Source organism: Streptococcus mitis NCTC 12261 (assembly GCF_000148585.2).
GTDB lineage: Bacteria > Bacillota > Bacilli > Lactobacillales > Streptococcaceae > Streptococcus > Streptococcus mitis.
The window spans coordinates 63,104-81,294 of sequence record NZ_CP028414.1; the positions used below are offsets into that span (position 1 = coordinate 63,104).

Consider the following 18,191-nt stretch of genomic DNA (forward strand, 5'->3'; position numbering starts at 1 on the left):
ACTTACAGATTTTCTAATAGATAGTATCAGTAATGTAAAAGTCATGTAGATTTAGCTCTTGGTGCTACACAAATAAAAATTAGGTATATAAAATGACATACGAAGTAAAATCTCTTAATGAAGAATGTGGTGTTTTCGGTATCTGGGGACATCCAGATGCTGCTAAATTGACCTATTTTGGTCTCCATAGTCTTCAGCACCGTGGTCAGGAGGGGGCAGGAATCCTCTCCAACGATCAGGGACAATTGAAGCGCCATCGTGACATGGGACTTTTATCAGAAGTCTTCAGAAATCCTGCTAATTTGGATAAATTGACGGGAACTGGTGCGATTGGGCATGTGCGTTACGCGACTGCTGGCGAAGCTTCTGTAGATAATATCCAGCCCTTCCTCTTCCGTTTTCATGATATGCAGTTTGGTTTGGCTCATAATGGAAATCTGACCAATGCAGCCTCTCTCAAGAAAGAATTGGAACAAAGAGGAGCAATTTTCAGCGCGACTTCGGACTCGGAAATCTTGGCTCATCTCATTCGTCGTAGTCACAATCCGAACTTAATGGGAAAAATCAAGGAGGCGCTCAGCCTTGTCAAAGGTGGTTTTGCCTATATCTTGCTGTTTGAGGACAAGTTGATTGCGGCTCTTGACCCCAATGGTTTCCGTCCGCTTTCTATCGGGAAAATGGCCAACGGAGCGGTGGTTGTTTCATCTGAAACCTGTGCTTTTGAGGTTATTGGTGCTGAATGGATTCGTGATTTGAAGCCAGGTGAGATTGTGATTATTGATGACAAGGGAATCCAGTATGATAGCTATACGGATGATACTCAGCTCGCGATTTGCTCTATGGAGTATATCTATTTTGCCCGCCCTGATTCTAATATCCACGGTGTCAATGTCCATACGGCTCGCAAACGTATGGGTGCCCAATTGGCGCGTGAATTCAAGCACGAGGCGGATATCGTGGTCGGTGTGCCCAATTCTTCCCTCAGCGCGGCTATGGGCTTTGCGGAAGAGTCCGGGCTACCAAATGAAATGGGCCTCATCAAGAACCAATACACCCAACGTACCTTTATCCAACCCACTCAAGAATTGCGGGAGCAAGGGGTGCGGATGAAACTGTCTGCTGTTTCAGGCGTTGTAAAAGGCAAGCGTGTGGTTATGATTGATGACTCTATTGTACGTGGAACGACCTCTCGTCGTATTGTTCAACTCTTAAAAGAAGCGGGTGCAACTGAGGTTCACGTTGCTATTGGCAGTCCAGCGCTAGCTTATCCATGCTTCTACGGGATTGATATCCAGACCCGTCAGGAGCTGATTGCGGCTAATCATACGGTCGAAGAAACGCGTCAAATCATTGGGGCGGACAGTCTGACTTATCTTTCTGTTGAGGGGTTGATTGATTCAATTGGTATTGAAACGGATGCGCCAAATGGTGGTCTCTGTGTCGCTTACTTTGACGGTGACTACCCAACACCTCTCTACGACTATGAAGAAGACTATCGTCGAAGTTTGGAAGAAAAGACCAGTTTTTACAAATAGACAATAGATCCTCCATTAAAGAAAAGGAATATAAAAATGCTTATGCCCCACGTCTCACTACTGACTAAAAACTAAAGCATTTGTCAGTAGAGGCTTTCTCCTATGGGACAAAAGCTAGAGACCTGACTAGTATTTTTAGATAAAATAATTGTTTATCTAAAAATACGTCGCAGTCTTTCCCAAAAAAAGAAAAGGAAAAATAAAATGGCAAATAAAAATGCGTACGCTCAATCTGGTGTGGATGTTGAAGCGGGTTATGAAGTTGTTGAACGGATTAAAAAGCACGTGGCTCGTACGGAGCGTGCAGGTGTCATGGGAGCTCTGGGTGGCTTTGGTGGTATGTTTGACCTTTCAAAGACTGGGGTTAAAGAACCTGTCTTGATTTCAGGAACTGACGGTGTCGGAACCAAACTCATGCTGGCTATCAAGTACGACAAGCACGATACCATCGGTCAGGACTGTGTGGCCATGTGTGTCAATGATATCATCGCTGCAGGTGCGGAGCCCCTCTATTTCCTTGACTACGTCGCAACTGGCAAGAATGAACCAGCTAAGCTAGAGCAAGTCGTTGCTGGTGTGGCAGAAGGTTGTGTGCAGGCTGGTGCTGCCCTCATTGGTGGGGAAACGGCTGAAATGCCTGGCATGTACGGCGAAGATGACTATGACTTGGCTGGTTTTGCGGTCGGTGTGGCTGAAAAATCTCAAATCATTGACGGTTCAAAAGTGGCAGAGGGAGATGTTCTTCTCGGACTTGCTTCAAGTGGGATTCATTCCAATGGTTACTCTCTCGTCCGTCGTGTCTTTGCGGATTACACAGGTGAGGAAGTCCTGCCAGAATTGGAAGGCAAGCAACTCAAGGAAGTTCTTCTTGAGCCGACTCGTATCTATGTCAAGGGTGTCTTACCACTCATCAAGGAAGAGTTGGTCAACGGCATTGCCCACATCACTGGTGGTGGTTTTATCGAAAATGTCCCTCGTATGTTTGCAGCTGACTTGGCTGCTGAGATTGAGGAAGACAAGGTTCCAGTTTTACCGATTTTCAAAGCCCTTGAAAAATACGGTCAGATCAAACACGAAGAAATGTTTGAAATCTTCAATATGGGTGTGGGACTTATGCTAGCAGTTAGCCCTGAAAATGTAAGTCGTGTCAAGGAATTGTTGGATGAACCAGTCTATGAAATTGGTCGTATCGTCAAGAAAGAAAACGAAAGTGTCATCATCAAATGAAAAAAATAGCGGTTTTTGCCTCCGGTAATGGCTCAAATTTTCAGGTGATAGCGGAACAATTTCCAGTAGAGTTTGTCTTTTCAGACCATCGTGACGCCTATGTGCTCGAACGTGCAGATAAGCTCGGCGTTCTGTCCTATGCTTTTGAACTCAAGGAGTTTGAGAGCAAGGCAGACTACGAAGCGGCCCTTGTCGAACTCTTGGAAGAACACCAGATTGACCTGGTTTGTCTAGCAGGCTACATGAAAATCGTTGGGCCAACCTTATTGGCGACTTATGAAGGCCGAATCATCAACATTCATCCAGCCTACCTGCCAGAATTTCCAGGAGCTCATGGGATTGAGGACGCTTGGAATGCTGACGTTGCAGAGAGCGGCGTGACCATTCACTGGGTAGATTCTGGTGTGGACACTGGTAAAATCATTAAACAAGTCCGTGTGCCAAGGTTAGCTGATGATAACATTGAAAGCTTTGAAACTCGCATTCATGAGGCAGAGTACAAGTTGTATCCAGAGGTTATTAGAGAATTGTTGGACAAGTAAATGAAAAAATGGGTGGAAACACTTGCCTTGATTACCTTGGTAATCATTCTACGTTTACTGGTAAATTTTTTCTTCCCAGAGATTCCCTATTGGGGGAGATTTTTACTGACAGTAATTTTGGGAGTCTTGGTAATCGTCTCCCTATATTTTATGAATCGAAAAATGCGTAGGTAAAGAGTTTGAAAATGAAAGGAAAAAACATGACTAAACGCGCCTTAATCAGCGTCTCAGACAAAGCGGGCATTGTTGAATTTGCCCAAGAACTTAAAAAACTTGGTTGGGAGATTATCTCGACAGGTGGAACCAAGGTTGCCCTTGATAATGCTGGGGTGAACACCATTGCGATCGATGATGTGACGGGCTTCCCAGAGATGATGGACGGTCGTGTCAAGACCCTTCATCCAAATATCCACGGTGGACTCCTCGCTCGTCGTGACTTGGATAGTCACCTGGAAGCGGCTAAAGATAATAAGATTGAATTGATTGACCTTGTCGTGGTCAATCTCTATCCTTTCAAGGAAACCATCCTCAAACCAGACGTGACTTATGCTGATGCGGTGGAGAATATCGATATCGGCGGGCCATCTATGCTTCGTTCAGCAGCGAAGAACCATGCCAGCGTGACGGTTGTGGTAGACCCTGCTGACTATACAGTGGTTTTGGACGAGTTGTCAGCCAATGGTAAAACGACTTACGAAACGCGTCAACGTTTGGCAGCCAAGGTTTTCCGTCACACAGCGGCTTATGACGCCTTGATTGCAGAGTATTTCACAGCTCAAGTCGGCGAAAGCAAACCTGAAAAGCTCACTTTGACCTATGACCTCAAACAAGCCATGCGTTACGGTGAGAACCCTCAACAAGACGCAGACTTCTACCAAAAAGCTTTGCCAACAGACTATTCGATTGCTTCAGCGAAACAGCTCAATGGGAAAGAATTGTCATTCAATAATATCCGCGATGCTGATGCTGCCATTCGTATTATCCGTGATTTCAAAGACCGTCCAACCGTTGTGGCTCTCAAACACATGAACCCATGTGGAATCGGTCAGGCTGATGACATCGAGACTGCTTGGGACTACGCTTATGAGTCTGACCCAGTGTCTATCTTTGGTGGTATCGTTGTTCTTAACCGTGAGGTGGATGCTGCGACAGCTGAGAAGATGCACGGCGTTTTCCTTGAAATCATCATCGCACCAAGCTATACGGATGAGGCGCTAGCCATTTTGACCAACAAAAAGAAAAACTTGCGTATCCTTGCCTTGCCATTTGACGCTCAAGAGGCTAGCGAAGTGGAAGCAGAATATACAGGTGTAGTTGGTGGTCTCCTTGTGCAAAACCAAGACGTAGTGAAAGAAAGCCCAGCTGATTGGCAAGTGGTGACTAAACGCCAGCCAACAGAGACAGAAGCGACTGCTCTTGAGTTTGCATGGAAGTCTATCAAGTATGTCAAATCAAACGGCATCATCGTGACCAACGACCATATGACACTTGGTGTTGGCCCAGGTCAAACCAACCGTTTGGCTTCTGTTCGCATCGCTATTGACCAAGCTAAAGACCGTCTTGACGGCGCTGTGCTTGCTTCCGATGCCTTCTTCCCATTTGCGGATAACGTGGAAGAAATCGCCAAAGCAGGCATTAAAGCTATCATCCAGCCAGGTGGGTCCGTCCGTGATCAGGAATCCATCGAAGCTGCTGACAAATACGGCTTGACTATGGTCTTCACAGGAGTGAGACATTTTAGACATTAAGAACGTTAAAGGGAAGAAAACAGTTTCTTTCCTTTTTTTGCTTTAAAAGCGAAACGAAACAAGATTAAAACGAACGTTTATGGTATAATATTAGTAAATAATTCGCAAAAGAGGTTGAAAGATGAAGCTGTTAGTTGTCGGTTCGGGTGGTCGTGAACATGCCATTGCTAAGAAGTTGCTTGAGTCAAAAGAGGTAGAAAAGGTTTTTGTTGCTCCTGGAAATGATGGGATGACTCTGGATGGTCTGGAATTGGTAAATATCTCTATTTCCGAACATTTTAAATTGATTGACTTTGCAAAGGCCAACGATATTGCTTGGTCATTTATCGGGCCAGATGACGCCCTTGCGGCTGGTATCGTGGATGATTTCCATGCAGCTGGTCTCAAAGCCTTTGGTCCGACTAAGGCTGCGGCTGAACTTGAGTGGTCTAAGGATTTTGCCAAGGAAATCATGGTTAAATACGGCGTTCCGACAGCAGCCTATGGCACATTCTCAGATTTCGAGGAAGCTAAGGCCTATATCGAAAAGCAGGGTGCGCCTATCGTAGTCAAGGCGGATGGCTTGGCGCTTGGGAAGGGTGTCGTCGTTGCTGAGACAGTCGAGCAAGCGGTCGAAGCCGCTCATGAGATGCTTTTGGACAATAAATTTGGTGACTCAGGTGCGCGTGTGGTTATTGAGGAATTCCTTGAAGGAGAGGAATTTTCACTCTTTGCCTTTGTCAATGGTGATAAGTTCTACATCATGCCAACGGCTCAGGACCACAAACGTGCCTACGATGGCGACAAAGGGCCTAACACGGGAGGTATGGGAGCATATGCGCCAGTTCCACACTTACCACAGAGTGTGGTTGATACAGCGGTTGACACCATTGTCAAGCCAGTCCTTGATGGCATGATTAAAGAAGGGCGCCCTTATCTGGGTATCCTTTACGCAGGACTTATCTTGACAGCTGATGGACCTAAGGTCATCGAGTTTAATGCTCGCTTCGGAGATCCAGAAACTCAGATTATCTTGCCTCGTCTGACCTCTGATTTTGCCCAAAATATTACGGATATCCTCGATGGCAAGGAGCCAAACATCACCTGGACGGACAAGGGTGTGACGCTTGGTGTAGTTGTCGCATCAAACGGTTACCCGCTAGAATATGAAAAGGGTGTTGCATTACCGGCAAAAACCGAGGGAGATATCATCACCTACTATGCAGGGGCTAAGTTTTCGGAAAATAGTAGAGCGCTGCTATCAAACGGCGGACGTGTCTATATGCTCGTCACCACAGCAGCCACCGTCAAAGAAGCCCAGGACACCATCTACCAAGAATTCGCCCAACAAAAAACAGAAGGCCTCTTCTACCGAACAGATATCGGAAGTAAAGCTATTCGATAAAGGTATAAGAAAAAAGCGATGCAGTCGTCAAGTACGTTAATAGTCGTTTGATTTGCGAGCGTTAGCGAGCTAATATAGAACAATCACCGCTGTTGTGCAAGAACGATTGAATGACAATACAATCGTTCAGGGAAATTGGAAGACCTTGGGCTTCCGATTTAGGCATGAGACACCTTTGGTGGCTGCTGCCGTCCCTCACAACCTAAGGTGATTGAAAAAAGAAAGGAAAGAAAAGGAAAATCATGACCAAACCAATTATTTCCATCATCATGGGCTCAAAATCCGACTGGGAAACCATGCAAAAAACAGCAGAAGTCCTAGACCGCTTCGGTGTAGCCTACGAAAAGAAAGTTGTCTCTGCCCACCGTACACCAGACCTTATGTTCAAGCATGCCGAAGAAGCGCGTAGTCGTGGTATCAAGGTCATCATCGCAGGTGCAGGTGGCGCAGCTCATTTGCCAGGTATGGTCGCAGCTAAAACAACCCTTCCAGTCATTGGTGTGCCCGTAAAATCGCGTGCCCTTAGTGGTGTGGACTCGCTCTACTCTATCGTCCAGATGCCAGGTGGAGTGCCTGTCGCAACTATGGCTATCGGTGAAGCAGGTGCGACCAATGCGGCTCTCTTCGCCCTTCGTCTCCTATCAGTAGAGGATCAGTCTATCGCGACAGCACTGGCAGATTTCGCAGAGGAGCAAGGAAAAATCGCAGAGGAGTCGACAAATGAGCTCATCTAAAACAATCGGAATTATCGGTGGCGGCCAGCTGGGTCAGATGATGGCTATCTCTGCTATCTACATGGGGCACAAGGTTGTAGCGCTGGATCCTGCGGCAGATTGCCCGGCCTCTTGCGTGGCGGAAATCATCGTGGCGCCTTATAATGACGTGGATGCTCTGCGTCAGTTGGCTGAGCGTTGCGATGTCCTCACCTATGAGTTTGAAAATGTCGATGCTGACGGTTTGGATGCGGTTATCAAGGATGGACAACTCCCTCAAGGGACAGATCTGCTCCGCATTTCCCAAAATCGCATTTTTGAAAAGGACTTTCTTTCAAACAAGGCTCAAGTCACTGTAGCACCCTACAAGGTTGTGACTTCAAGCCAAGACTTAGCAGATATCAACTTGTCGAAAAACTATGTTCTCAAGACTGCGACAGGTGGCTACGATGGGCATGGGCAAAAGGTCATTCGCTCAGAAGCAGACTTGGAAGAAGCCTATACACTAGCAGATTCAACAGACTGTGTCTTGGAAGAATTTGTCAACTTTGACCTTGAAATTTCTGTTATCGTGTCAGGAAATGGCAAGGACGTGACGGTTTTCCCAGTTCAGGAAAATATCCACCGAAACAACATTCTTTCAAAAACCATTGTGCCAGCCCGTATTTCAGAAAGTCTAGCTGAAAAAGCAAAAGCCATGGCAGTGAAGATTGCTGAACAGCTTAACCTGTCTGGAACCCTCTGTGTGGAAATGTTTGCGACGGCTGATGACATCATTGTCAATGAGATTGCCCCGCGTCCACACAATTCAGGACACTACTCAATCGAAGCCTGCGACTTTTCACAATTTGACACTCATATTCTTGGTGTTCTCGGAGCACCATTACCAGCCATCAAACTGCATGCCCCAGCTATCATGCTCAATGTTCTCGGCCAACATGTCGATGCTGCTGAAAAATATGTCACAGAAAATCCAAGCGCCCACCTCCACATGTATGGTAAAATAGAAGCGAAGCACAACCGCAAGATGGGGCATGTGACTTTGTTTAGTGATGCGCCGGATGAGGTGGAGGAATTTGGGAAAGGGATTGATTTTTAGTACAAGTCTATGATACAAATTATCGTTAATGCATTTATTGAAAAGGATAAGACTGGAGCAGTCGTTGAAGTCTTGTATGCTAGTAGTGATCACGAAAAGGTAAAGGCTAAATATGAAGAGCTAGTTGCTCTATATCCTGAAAACTATTTAGCAATTTATGATTTACCATTGGATACCGATCTCAATGAATTACTACACTATCCATCTGTGTTTATTGGGAAAGAGGAGTTTGAGTAGAAATCTTGCTTTACCTAGATAGCTTATTCCCAGCAGTTTAAGAAGAAAGGAAAAATTAACAACATGATCGACCGTTACTCTCGCCCTGAGATGGCGAATATTTGGAGTGAAGAAAATAAATACCGTGCTTGGCTTGAGGTGGAAATCTTGGCTGACGAGGCATGGGCTGAGTTGGGGGAAATCCCTAAGGAAGATGTAGCTTTGATTCGTGAAAAAGCGGACTTTGACATCGACCGTATTTTGGAGATTGAGCAGGAGACGCGTCACGATGTGGTGGCTTTCACGCGTGCAGTTTCTGAGACGCTTGGTGAAGAGCGTAAGTGGGTCCACTATGGTTTGACTTCTACCGACGTGGTGGATACGGCCTACGGTTATCTTTACAAGCAGGCCAACGACATCATCCGTCGTGACCTTGAAAACTTCACCAACATCATCGCTGATAAGGCTAAGGAGCACAAGTTTACCATCATGATGGGGCGTACCCACGGTGTGCACGCTGAGCCTACAACCTTTGGTCTGAAATTGGCGACTTGGTACAGCGAAATGAAGCGCAACATCGAGCGTTTCGAGCATGCGGCTGCTGGTGTGGAAGCTGGTAAGATTTCTGGTGCGGTTGGGAACTTTGCCAACATCCCACCATTCGTTGAGCAATATGTCTGCGATAAACTGGGTATTCGTGCCCAAGAAATCTCTACACAGGTGCTTCCTCGTGACCTTCACGCTGAGTACTTTGCAGTTCTTGCTAGCATTGCGACTTCTATCGAACGTATGGCGACTGAGATTCGTGGTTTGCAAAAATCAGAACAACGTGAAGTGGAAGAATTCTTTGCTAAAGGGCAAAAAGGTTCATCTGCAATGCCTCACAAACGCAACCCTATCGGTTCTGAGAACATGACAGGTCTAGCGCGTGTTATCCGTGGTCACATGATTACTGCCTATGAGAACGTAGCTCTCTGGCACGAACGTGATATCTCTCACTCATCAGCTGAGCGCATCATTACACCAGATACGACTATTTTGATTGACTACATGCTCAACCGTTTTGGAAATATTGTCAAGAATTTGACAGTCTTCCCAGAAAACATGATCCGCAACATGAACTCGACTTTTGGTTTGATTTTCAGTCAACGTGCTATGTTGACCTTGATTGAAAAAGGAATGACCCGTGAGCAAGCCTATGACTTGGTACAACCAAAAACAGCCTACTCTTGGGACAATCAAGTAGACTTTAAACCACTTCTTGAAGCAGATCCAGAGGTAACTTCTCGCCTCACTCAAGAAGAAATCGATGAAATCTTCAACCCTCTTTATTACACCAAACGAGTGGATGATATCTTTGACCGTCTTGGTTTAGGATAATTAGAATAAAAATCGAAGTTCTATTACTCTATTTATAGGAGTAGAAGAACTTCGATTTTTATTTTGTCTTCAAGTATTTTTGATAAAAATTACCTATATTTTAGTAAAATTTAAACAAATTTAGTCTATCTTAATTTACATATAGAAAATACATTTTTAATGTCATATAATAAGCATAGAAAAAGCCCAAGCAAGGCTTAGGCTTTCTTCTTAGTGATCACGGTCACATGAAATGAATTTGATTTTGTAGTAATCTGCGCGTTTATATGTTTCGCTGTATGCAAGAACTTGACCAGTAGACTCTAGTTTAGTAGTCTTGGTTTGTAAAACGGTTGGGAATTGTTCATCGACTCCGAGGATTGAAGCCGCATGTTCTGGAGTTGGAAATGCTATTTCATTGATTTCTTCAAAATGTTCATCATTCATGTGAATGTGGTAATCCAATTTGAAACGGTTATAGATAGAGCTATAATATTCAAGATTTGGATAATTTGCGTTGATGTATTGTTCTGGGATATAAGATGTATGGTAGATGTACACAACACCACCCGTTTCGCGAACGCGTTCAATCTTGTAGTAGAACTGATCTCCGCGTAGTCCAAGTTTTTCTAAGTAGCTTAGTTTGTTTCCACGCTCAATAGAAAGGACGGTAACTTTATCATCTTTAGTTTCAAAAACTTCTACATCTGAAAACTCTACGAGTTTGTGTTTGCGTGCGCGTGAAACGAATGTACCCTTTCCTTGTTGACGGACAATATAGCCATCCTTGGCAAGGTCGTTTAAAGCGCGAACAACTGTGATAGAACTAACATCATACATTGCAATCAATTCAGCTTCAGTGTAGAATTTATCTCCACTGGCAAATTGACCAGAAATGATTTTGTTCTTTAATTCATCTTTAATATATTGATACTTTGGAATTGCCATATTTTCACCTCGATTTTCCTTCTCCGTTAAAGATTTTACCATAAAACTGGAAAGAATAGTAGCCTTTTGAATAAAAAAATTAGAATAATAGGCTATAAGGTTAATTTACATAGGAATAAATAGAAAAATCTACATTTTTATACATGGTACTAAAATGTTGTTATGACTATAAATTACAAGATTTTTATAAGTTTTTTGTGTAAAATTTAGTGAAAAATGAAAAAAATTGTGAAAACCTATTGACAAATGTAAGATATTGAGATATATTTACTATATCAACAAATGAAAGCGTAAACTTTATTGTCAGAAGGTAAGAATATGACACGATTTGAGATACGGGATGATTTTTATCTCGATGGAAAATCATTTAAGATTTTATCTGGCGCCATTCATTATTTTAGGGTTCCTCCAGAAGATTGGTATCATTCGCTCTATAACTTGAAGGCTCTTGGTTTTAATACAGTAGAGACTTATGTGGCCTGGAATTTACACGAGCCTCGTGAGGGTGAGTTTCACTTTGAAGGAGCTCTGGATTTGGAGCGATTTCTTCAGACAGCACAAGATTTGGGTCTCTACGCTATCGTTCGTCCGTCGCCCTTCATCTGTGCGGAGTGGGAATTCGGTGGTTTACCAGCTTGGCTTTTAACCAAAGATATGAGGCTTCGTTCCTCAGATCCTGCTTATATTGAAGCTGTCGGTCGCTACTATGACCAGCTCTTGTCACGATTGGTTCCACATTTGTTGGACAAGGGTGGCAATATCCTTATGATGCAAGTTGAAAATGAGTATGGTTCTTATGGAGAAGATAAGGCTTATCTGAGAGCCATTCGACAGTTGATGGAAGAGCGTGGCGTAACCTGTCCCCTCTTTACATCAGATGGTCCATGGAGAGCTACTCTGAAAGCTGGAACCTTAATCGAAGATGACCTCTTTGTAACAGGAAACTTTGGTTCTAAAGCTCCGTACAACTTTTCACAGATGCAGGAATTCTTTGATGAACATGGCAAGAAATGGCCGCTCATGTGTATGGAGTTCTGGGATGGATGGTTCAATCGTTGGAAAGAGCCGATTATCACACGGGATCCGAAAGAGTTGGCAGATGCAGTTCGAGAGGTTTTGGAACAAGGCTCTATCAATCTCTACATGTTCCATGGTGGTACAAACTTTGGTTTCATGAATGGTTGCTCAGCTCGAGGGACTTTGGACCTGCCACAAGTTACATCTTATGATTACGATGCCCTTCTGGATGAAGAAGGAAATCCAACTGCCAAATATTTGGCAGTCAAGAAGATGATGGCAACACATTTCCCAGAGTATCCCCAGTTGGAACCACTCTACAAAGAGAGTATGGAGTTGGATGCTATTCCACTAGTTGAAAAAGTTTCCTTGTTTGAAACCTTGGATAGCTTGTCAAGTCCTGTAGAAAGCCTCTATCCTAAAAAGATGGAGGAGTTGGGACAAAGTTATGGCTACCTACTCTATCGAACAGAAACAAACTGGGATGCAGAAGAAGAACGCCTTCGCATCATCGATGGACGTGACCGTGCTCAACTCTTTGTAGATGGTCAACGAATTGCAACTCAATACCAGACGGAGATTGGAGAAGATATCTATTGTCAAGGTAATCGAAAAGGTTCTTCACAACTTGACATCTTGATTGAAAATATGGGCCGTGTTAACTATGGACATAAGTTCTTAGCTGACACACAACGTAAAGGAATCCGAACAGGTGTCTGCAAGGATTTACACTTCTTACTTAATTGGAAACAATATCCACTACCACTGGATAATCCTGAGAAAATTGATTTTTCAAAAGGATGGACAGAAGGACAACCAGCCTTTTACGCTTATGACTTTACAGTCCAAGAGCCAAAAGATACTTACCTAGACTTATCTGAGTTTGGTAAGGGAGTTGCCTTTGTCAATGGGCGTCACCTAGGACGTTTTTGGAACGTCGGCCCGACCCTCTCGCTTTATATTCCTCATAGCTACCTCAAGGAAGGTGCAAACCGCATCATTATCTTTGAGACAGAGGGTGAATATAAAGAAGAGATTTATTTAACTCGTAAACCTACACTAAAACATATAAAGGGGGAAAACTTATGACAATTGTAGGATGCCGTATCGATGGACGTTTGATCCACGGACAAGTAGCCAATCTTTGGGCTGGAAAACTAAATGTTTCACGTATTATGGTTGTAGATGACGAAGTTGTCAACAACGACGTTGAAAAGAGTGGTTTGAAACTAGCGACACCACCAGGTGTGAAATTGAGTATTTTGCCAATTGAAAAAGCGGCAGCCAATATTCTTGCTGGTAAATATGATAGCCAACGTCTCTTTATCGTGGCTCGTAAACCAGACCGCTTCCTTGGTTTGGTCGAAGCAGGTGTACCACTTGAAACCCTTAATGTTGGGAATATGTCTCAAACACCAGAAACTCGTTCTATTACACGTTCTATTAACGTAGTAGACAAGGATGTGGAAGATTTCCGCAAACTAGCAGAAAAAGGTGTTAAATTAACTGCTCAAATGGTTCCAAATGATCCAGTTTCAGACTTTTTGAGTTTATTAAAATAGGAAAAAATTTTTAGGAGGTCATTGTTATGATACAATGGTGGCAAATTTTACTTCTCACTTTGTACTCAGCTTATCAAATCTGTGATGAGTTGACGATCGTTTCATCTGCAGGTTCCCCTGTATTTGCTGGTTTTATTACTGGTTTAATCATGGGAGATGTGACTACTGGTCTACTTATCGGTGGTAACTTGCAGCTATTCGTTCTTGGGGTTGGTACCTTCGGTGGTGCTTCTCGTATCGACGCAACTTCTGGTGCGGTTCTTGCAACAGCCTTCTCTGTTTCACAAGGTATCGATACCGCACTTGCGATTACAACAATCGCTGTGCCAGTAGCAGCTCTCTTGACTTACTTCGACGTTCTTGGACGTATGACAACTACTTTCTTCGCTCACCGTGTGGATGCTGCGATCGAACGCTTTGACTATAAAGGTATTGAACGCAACTACTTGCTTGGTGCGATTCCTTGGGCTTTATCTCGTGCACTTCCAGTCTTCTTTGCTCTTGCCTTTGGTGGTGCCTTTGTTCAAGGAGTAGTAGACTTGGTTAAACAATACCAATGGGTTGCAGATGGCTTGACACTTGCAGGACGTATGCTTCCAGGTCTTGGATTTGCGATCTTGCTTCGTTACCTTCCAGTTAAACGTAACCTTCACTACCTTGCTATGGGATTTGGTTTGACAGCTATGTTGACTGTACTTTACTCAAACGTAACAAGTCTTGGTGGCGCTGTTGCTGGTATCCTTGGTACTCTTCCTGCTGATGTTGCTGAAAAGATTGGCTTTGCTAACAACTTCAAAGGTTTGTCTATGATCGGTATCTCTATCGTAGGTATCTTCCTTGCAGTTGTTCACTTTAAGAACAGCCAAAAAGTAGCTGTAGCAGCACCTTCTACACCATCAGAAAGTGGGGAAATCGAAGATGACGAATTCTAATTACAAACTTACAAAAGAAGATTTTAATCAAATCAACAAACGTAGCTTGTTTACTTTCCAATTAGGTTGGAACTACGAACGTATGCAAGCTTCTGGTTACCTTTACATGATCTTGCCTCAATTGCGTAAAATGTATGGGGATGGAACTCCTGAATTGAAAGAAATGATGAAAGTTCATACTCAATTCTTCAATACTTCTCCATTCTTCCACACAATTATCGCTGGTTTTGACCTTGCCATGGAAGAAAAAGATGGTGTAGGTTCAAAAGATGCTGTTAACGGTATCAAGACAGGTTTGATGGGACCATTTGCTCCTCTTGGAGACACAATCTTTGGTTCACTTGTACCTGCTATCATGGGATCTATCGCAGCAACTATGGCTATCGCTGGCCAACCATGGGGTATCTTCCTTTGGATCGCAGTTGCAGTTGCTTATGACATCTTCCGTTGGAAACAATTGGAATTTGCCTACAAAGAAGGGGTTAACCTTATCAACAACATGCAAAGTACTTTGACAGCTTTGATTGATGCTGCTTCTGTACTTGGTGTCTTCATGATGGGTGCTCTTGTAGCAACAATGATCAACTTTGAGATTTCTTACAAATTGCCAATCGGTGAAAAATTGATTGACTTCCAAGACATCTTGAACTCAATCTTCCCACGCTTGCTTCCAGCAATCTTTACTGCCTTTATCTTCTGGTTGCTTGGTAAGAAAGGTATGAACTCTACTAAAGCGATCGGTATCATTATCGTTCTTGCAGTAGGTCTTTCATTCATCGGTAAATTCTTGCTTGGAATGGGCGCATAATTTATGGTGAAATCGTTAATTTTGGTGAGTCATGGTCGTTTCTGTGAGGAGCTTAAAGGCAGCACAGAAATGATTATGGGCCCACAAGATAACATTCATGCAGTGGCTCTTCTTCCAGAAGATGGCCCAGAAGAATTTACTGCAAAATTTGAAGCAGCTATTGAAGGTTTGGATGATTTCCTAGTCTTTGCGGATCTTCTCGGTGGAACACCATGTAACGTGGTAAGCCGTTTGATTATGGAAGGTCGTGACATCGAACTTTACGCAGGGATGAATCTTCCAATGGTGATTGAATTTATCAATGCGAGCCTTACAGGTGCAGATGCGGACTATAAGAACCGTGCTGCAGAAAGCATTGTGAAAGTTAATGACCTGTTAGCTGGCTTCGATGATGACGAAGATGAATAAGATGTGACAACGTGAAAATCAGAGGGAAAATAGGCGATAGGAGGATGGAGCGATTCTCCGACGATAATCGATCTTTTTCCCAAAGATTTTAGTTGGAACTCGATTCAATAAGATGTGATAACGTGAAAATCGTTAGAGCATTTTATATAGAATATACATGGGAATGGGGCTTACTCCCATTCCCATATTTAATAGAAAAAGAGGAACTCAATGCTACATTATACAAAAGGAGATTTGCTCGAATTGGGTGCAGAAATCACTACACGTGAAATCTACCAACAACCAGATGTATGGAGAGAAGCTTTTGAATCTTATCAAGCAAAACGTGAAGAAATTGCAGCCTTCCTGCAAGGGATTGCTGATAAACATGACTATATCAAGGTAATCTTGACAGGTGCTGGGACTTCTGCTTATGTGGGAGATACCTTGGTACCATACTTTAAGGAAGCCTATGACGAACGCAAATGGAATTTCAATGCCATTGCGACAACTGATATCGTTGCCAATCCAGAAACTTATTTGAAAAAAGATGTGGTAACTGTCCTTGTATCTTTTGCTCGTAGTGGGAACTCACCTGAAAGTGTGGCGACTGTTGAATTGGCCAAAGCCTTGGTGGATGAGCTTTATCAAGTGACGATTACTTGTGCTGCAGATGGGAAATTGGCTCTTCAAGCTCATGGAGATGACCGCAATCTCTTGCTTTTGCAACCAGCTGCTTCTAATGATGCTGGCTTTGCCATGACCTCTAGCTTTACGTCTATGATGTTGACAGCTCTCTTAGTCTTTGATCCTACAGAATTTGCTGTTAAGTCTGAACGTTTTGAAGTTGTATCTAGTCTTGCCCGTAAAATTCTAGGCAATGCAGAAGATGTCAAAGAACTTGTTGACCTAGACTTTAACCGTGTCATCTATCTAGGCGCTGGTCCTTTCTTTGGACTTGCTCATGAAGCTCAGCTCAAGATTTTGGAACTGACTGCTGGTCAAGTTGCGACTATGTATGAAAGCCCAGTTGGCTTCCGTCACGGTCCAAAATCTCTTATCAACGAAGATACAGTTGTTTTGGTCTTTGGTACAACAACAGACTACACTCGCAAGTACGACTTGGATTTGGTTCGTGAAGTTGCTGGTGACCAGATTGCTCGCCGTGTTGTGCTTTTGAGTGATCAAGCCTTTGGTCTTGCAAATGTCAAAGAAGTGGCCCTTGGTTGTGGCGGTGTCTTGAATGATATTTACCGTGTCTTCCCTTACATCGTTTATGCCCAACTCTTTGCCCTATTGACTTCACTCAAGGTAGAAAACAAACCAGATACACCGTCTCCTACAGGTACAGTAAACCGTGTGGTACAGGGTGTTATCATCCACGAATATCAAAAGTAATACTCTTCGAAAATCAAATTCAAACCACGTCAGCTTCGCCTTGCCGTACTCAAGTACAGCCTGTGGCTAGCTTTCTAGTTTGCTCTTTGATTTTCATTGAGTATAAGACAGTATTTATGAATTCTTGATAAGAGGATTTGTAAATCATACAAGTAAACCATAGATTGTGAATGGACTTTCTATGGTTTGTTTGCTTAATAGAATTAGGAAGAAGGAAAAACGAATGAAAGCATACACAGAGCGTGTGTTCGGAAGAGTTGATGAACAAGATGTCCTAGCTTATTGCTTTGAGACTGATGCTGGTTATCAATTAGAGGTTATGACTTATGGGGCGACTATCTTGCGCTATGTAACACCTGACAAGACTGGAAATTTTGCCAATGTTATCTTGGGATTGGATGACTTTGACAGCTATGTAGGCAATAGCCCCAAGCATGGAGCTAGCGTAGGTCCTGTGGCAGGCCGTATTGCAGGTGCGACCTTTGAGCTTAATGGCAAGAACTATGACCTTGAAGTCAACAATGCTAGCAATTGTAACCATAGTGGTTCAACAGGTTGGGATTCCAGCTTGTTTGAAGTTGAAGAAGTAAGCGATCATGGCCTGACCCTCTACACAGAGCGTACAGATGGGACAGGAGGATTTCCTGGGAATCTCAAGATTTGGATCAGTTACCACTTGGAAGAAACTGGTGCCTATGAAATCAGCTACAAGGTAACGACAGATCAGGATACGCTGGTCAATCCAACCAATCACAGCTATTTCAACTTGTCTGGTGATTTCACGCAGACGATTGACCGCCATGTCTTCCAACTAAACACAGAGGGCATTTATCCAATCGCTCCAGATGGAGTTCCTGCCAAAACTCCAGATGCTACTCGTGATGTGGTTAAACACATCTACAATGGTGCCTTGTTGAAGGATATCTTTGCAGAGGACGATGAGCAAATCCAGCTGGTATCAGGTTTGGATCATCCGTTTGCCCTTCCTGCAGGTCATGACAATGCTGGATTCCTTTATGACCAAAATTCAGGTCGCTTCCTGCTTTTCAAGACAGAGGCTTCTTGTTTTGTAGTCTACACAGCAAACTTTGTGGATGAAAGTGTCATCATAGGAGGTCAGCCAATGGTACAGCACAATGGGATTGCCCTTGAAGCGCAGGCTTTACCAGATGCCATTCACAGTGACCTCAAAGACCAAGTCATTCTCAAAGCAGGTCAAACCTTTACAAGCAAGACACGTTATGAGCTTGTTGTGAAATAAAAGGATAGGAATTTCTACTTTTTTGGGAATAGTATTTACCTTATAACATTAGTAG

At 43.5% G+C, this 18,191-nt stretch carries 18 protein-coding genes; 17 read left to right on the forward strand and 1 reads right to left on the reverse strand.

Annotated features, from left to right (window positions below):
- Positions 1-92: 92 nt before the first annotated feature.
- The 10 genes from purF to purB all read left to right on the forward strand — a co-directional run bounded on the left by purF (position 93) and on the right by purB (position 9,844).
- Positions 93-1,535 carry an amidophosphoribosyltransferase gene (gene purF, locus SM12261_RS00300; RefSeq protein ID WP_000220647.1) on the forward strand — a complete coding sequence of 481 codons (1,443 nt, stop codon included), beginning with the start codon at positions 93-95 and terminating at the stop codon, positions 1,533-1,535.
- 204 nt (positions 1,536-1,739) lie between these two features.
- Complete coding sequence (gene purM / locus SM12261_RS00305) at positions 1,740-2,762, forward strand: phosphoribosylformylglycinamidine cyclo-ligase (RefSeq protein WP_001284587.1); 1,023 nt, start codon at positions 1,740-1,742, stop codon at positions 2,760-2,762.
- Positions 2,759-3,304, forward strand: a complete 546-nt coding sequence (gene purN / locus SM12261_RS00310) for a phosphoribosylglycinamide formyltransferase (RefSeq protein ID WP_000717514.1) — start codon at positions 2,759-2,761, stop codon at positions 3,302-3,304. The genes purM and purN overlap by 4 nt, the downstream gene beginning before the upstream one ends.
- Positions 3,305-3,504: 200 nt before the next feature.
- The gene (gene purH, locus SM12261_RS00315; protein WP_025169753.1) at positions 3,505-5,052 is read left to right on the forward strand and encodes a bifunctional phosphoribosylaminoimidazolecarboxamide formyltransferase/IMP cyclohydrolase; all 1,548 of its coding nucleotides are present in this window, start codon (positions 3,505-3,507) and stop codon (positions 5,050-5,052) included.
- A 121-nt stretch (positions 5,053-5,173) separates the two neighbouring features.
- Positions 5,174-6,436: a phosphoribosylamine--glycine ligase gene (purD, locus tag SM12261_RS00320; RefSeq protein ID WP_000772239.1), complete on the forward strand. Its 1,263-nt coding sequence runs from the start codon at positions 5,174-5,176 to the stop codon at positions 6,434-6,436.
- 94 nt (positions 6,437-6,530) lie between these two features.
- Complete coding sequence (locus SM12261_RS09565) at positions 6,531-6,647, forward strand: phosphoribosylaminoimidazole carboxylase (protein WP_078228439.1); 117 nt, start codon at positions 6,531-6,533, stop codon at positions 6,645-6,647.
- Positions 6,648-6,678: 31 nt separating this feature from the next.
- The gene (gene purE, locus SM12261_RS00330; protein ID WP_000165493.1) at positions 6,679-7,170 is read left to right on the forward strand and encodes a 5-(carboxyamino)imidazole ribonucleotide mutase; all 492 of its coding nucleotides are present in this window, start codon (positions 6,679-6,681) and stop codon (positions 7,168-7,170) included.
- Positions 7,157-8,248 (forward strand): 5-(carboxyamino)imidazole ribonucleotide synthase, encoded by a 1,092-nt coding sequence (gene purK / locus SM12261_RS00335; RefSeq protein ID WP_000099071.1) that lies wholly within the window; start codon positions 7,157-7,159, stop codon positions 8,246-8,248. Before purE ends, purK begins: the two co-directional genes overlap by 14 nt.
- A gap of 9 nt (positions 8,249-8,257) precedes the next feature.
- Complete coding sequence (locus SM12261_RS00340) at positions 8,258-8,485, forward strand: hypothetical protein (RefSeq protein ID WP_000614686.1); 228 nt, start codon at positions 8,258-8,260, stop codon at positions 8,483-8,485.
- A gap of 63 nt (positions 8,486-8,548) precedes the next feature.
- Positions 8,549-9,844: an adenylosuccinate lyase gene (gene purB, locus SM12261_RS00345; protein WP_000567247.1), complete on the forward strand. Its 1,296-nt coding sequence runs from the start codon at positions 8,549-8,551 to the stop codon at positions 9,842-9,844.
- Positions 9,845-10,054: 210 nt separating this feature from the next.
- On the opposite strand, the gene SM12261_RS00350 is transcribed toward purB, so the two are convergent.
- The gene (locus SM12261_RS00350; RefSeq protein WP_001007193.1) at positions 10,055-10,771 is read right to left on the reverse strand and encodes a GntR family transcriptional regulator; all 717 of its coding nucleotides are present in this window, start codon (positions 10,769-10,771) and stop codon (positions 10,055-10,057) included.
- A 318-nt stretch (positions 10,772-11,089) separates the two neighbouring features.
- Here SM12261_RS00350 and SM12261_RS00355 point away from each other — a divergent pair, with 318 nt between their 5' ends.
- From SM12261_RS00355 to SM12261_RS00390, 7 genes are all read left to right on the forward strand, one after another.
- Complete coding sequence (locus SM12261_RS00355; RefSeq protein ID WP_000196567.1) at positions 11,090-12,877, forward strand: glycoside hydrolase family 35 protein; 1,788 nt, start codon at positions 11,090-11,092, stop codon at positions 12,875-12,877.
- The gene (locus tag SM12261_RS00360) at positions 12,874-13,350 is read left to right on the forward strand and encodes a PTS sugar transporter subunit IIB (protein WP_000156975.1); all 477 of its coding nucleotides are present in this window, start codon (positions 12,874-12,876) and stop codon (positions 13,348-13,350) included. Before SM12261_RS00355 ends, SM12261_RS00360 begins: the two co-directional genes overlap by 4 nt.
- Positions 13,351-13,376: 26 nt before the next feature.
- A complete protein-coding gene (locus tag SM12261_RS00365) occupies positions 13,377-14,282 on the forward strand; it encodes a PTS mannose/fructose/sorbose/N-acetylgalactosamine transporter subunit IIC (RefSeq protein WP_000617010.1) in 906 nt (301 codons plus the stop codon).
- Positions 14,269-15,090 (forward strand): PTS system mannose/fructose/sorbose family transporter subunit IID, encoded by an 822-nt coding sequence (locus SM12261_RS00370; protein WP_000185285.1) that lies wholly within the window; start codon positions 14,269-14,271, stop codon positions 15,088-15,090. The genes SM12261_RS00365 and SM12261_RS00370 overlap by 14 nt, the downstream gene beginning before the upstream one ends.
- A gap of 3 nt (positions 15,091-15,093) precedes the next feature.
- Positions 15,094-15,498 carry a PTS sugar transporter subunit IIA gene (locus SM12261_RS00375; RefSeq protein ID WP_000240985.1) on the forward strand — a complete coding sequence of 135 codons (405 nt, stop codon included), beginning with the start codon at positions 15,094-15,096 and terminating at the stop codon, positions 15,496-15,498.
- 210 nt (positions 15,499-15,708) lie between these two features.
- On the forward strand, positions 15,709-16,875 hold the full coding sequence (locus SM12261_RS00380) for an SIS domain-containing protein (protein WP_000903570.1): 1,167 nt from the start codon (positions 15,709-15,711) through the stop codon (positions 16,873-16,875).
- A gap of 223 nt (positions 16,876-17,098) precedes the next feature.
- On the forward strand, positions 17,099-18,136 hold the full coding sequence (locus tag SM12261_RS00390) for an aldose epimerase family protein (protein WP_000649444.1): 1,038 nt from the start codon (positions 17,099-17,101) through the stop codon (positions 18,134-18,136).
- The last annotated feature ends 55 nt before the right edge of the window (positions 18,137-18,191 follow it).

Bases quoted from the DNA above. Each gene is read 5' to 3' on its own strand.
- purF (WP_000220647.1), top strand. From the start codon at position 93: ATGACATACGAAGTAAAATCTCTTAATGAAGAATGTGGTGTTTTCGGT.
- purM (WP_001284587.1), top strand. From the start codon at position 1,740: ATGGCAAATAAAAATGCGTACGCTCAATCTGGTGTGGATGTTGAAGCG.
- purN (WP_000717514.1), top strand. From the start codon at position 2,759: ATGAAAAAAATAGCGGTTTTTGCCTCCGGTAATGGCTCAAATTTTCAG.
- purH (WP_025169753.1), top strand. From the start codon at position 3,505: ATGACTAAACGCGCCTTAATCAGCGTCTCAGACAAAGCGGGCATTGTT.
- purD (WP_000772239.1), top strand. From the start codon at position 5,174: ATGAAGCTGTTAGTTGTCGGTTCGGGTGGTCGTGAACATGCCATTGCT.
- purE (WP_000165493.1), top strand. From the start codon at position 6,679: ATGACCAAACCAATTATTTCCATCATCATGGGCTCAAAATCCGACTGG.
- purK (WP_000099071.1), top strand. From the start codon at position 7,157: ATGAGCTCATCTAAAACAATCGGAATTATCGGTGGCGGCCAGCTGGGT.
- SM12261_RS00340 (WP_000614686.1), top strand. From the start codon at position 8,258: ATGATACAAATTATCGTTAATGCATTTATTGAAAAGGATAAGACTGGA.
- purB (WP_000567247.1), top strand. From the start codon at position 8,549: ATGATCGACCGTTACTCTCGCCCTGAGATGGCGAATATTTGGAGTGAA.
- SM12261_RS00350 (WP_001007193.1), bottom strand. From the start codon at position 10,771: ATGGCAATTCCAAAGTATCAATATATTAAAGATGAATTAAAGAACAAA.
- SM12261_RS00355 (WP_000196567.1), top strand. From the start codon at position 11,090: ATGACACGATTTGAGATACGGGATGATTTTTATCTCGATGGAAAATCA.
- SM12261_RS00360 (WP_000156975.1), top strand. From the start codon at position 12,874: ATGACAATTGTAGGATGCCGTATCGATGGACGTTTGATCCACGGACAA.
- SM12261_RS00365 (WP_000617010.1), top strand. From the start codon at position 13,377: ATGATACAATGGTGGCAAATTTTACTTCTCACTTTGTACTCAGCTTAT.
- SM12261_RS00370 (WP_000185285.1), top strand. From the start codon at position 14,269: ATGACGAATTCTAATTACAAACTTACAAAAGAAGATTTTAATCAAATC.
- SM12261_RS00375 (WP_000240985.1), top strand. From the start codon at position 15,094: ATGGTGAAATCGTTAATTTTGGTGAGTCATGGTCGTTTCTGTGAGGAG.
- SM12261_RS00380 (WP_000903570.1), top strand. From the start codon at position 15,709: ATGCTACATTATACAAAAGGAGATTTGCTCGAATTGGGTGCAGAAATC.
- SM12261_RS00390 (WP_000649444.1), top strand. From the start codon at position 17,099: ATGAAAGCATACACAGAGCGTGTGTTCGGAAGAGTTGATGAACAAGAT.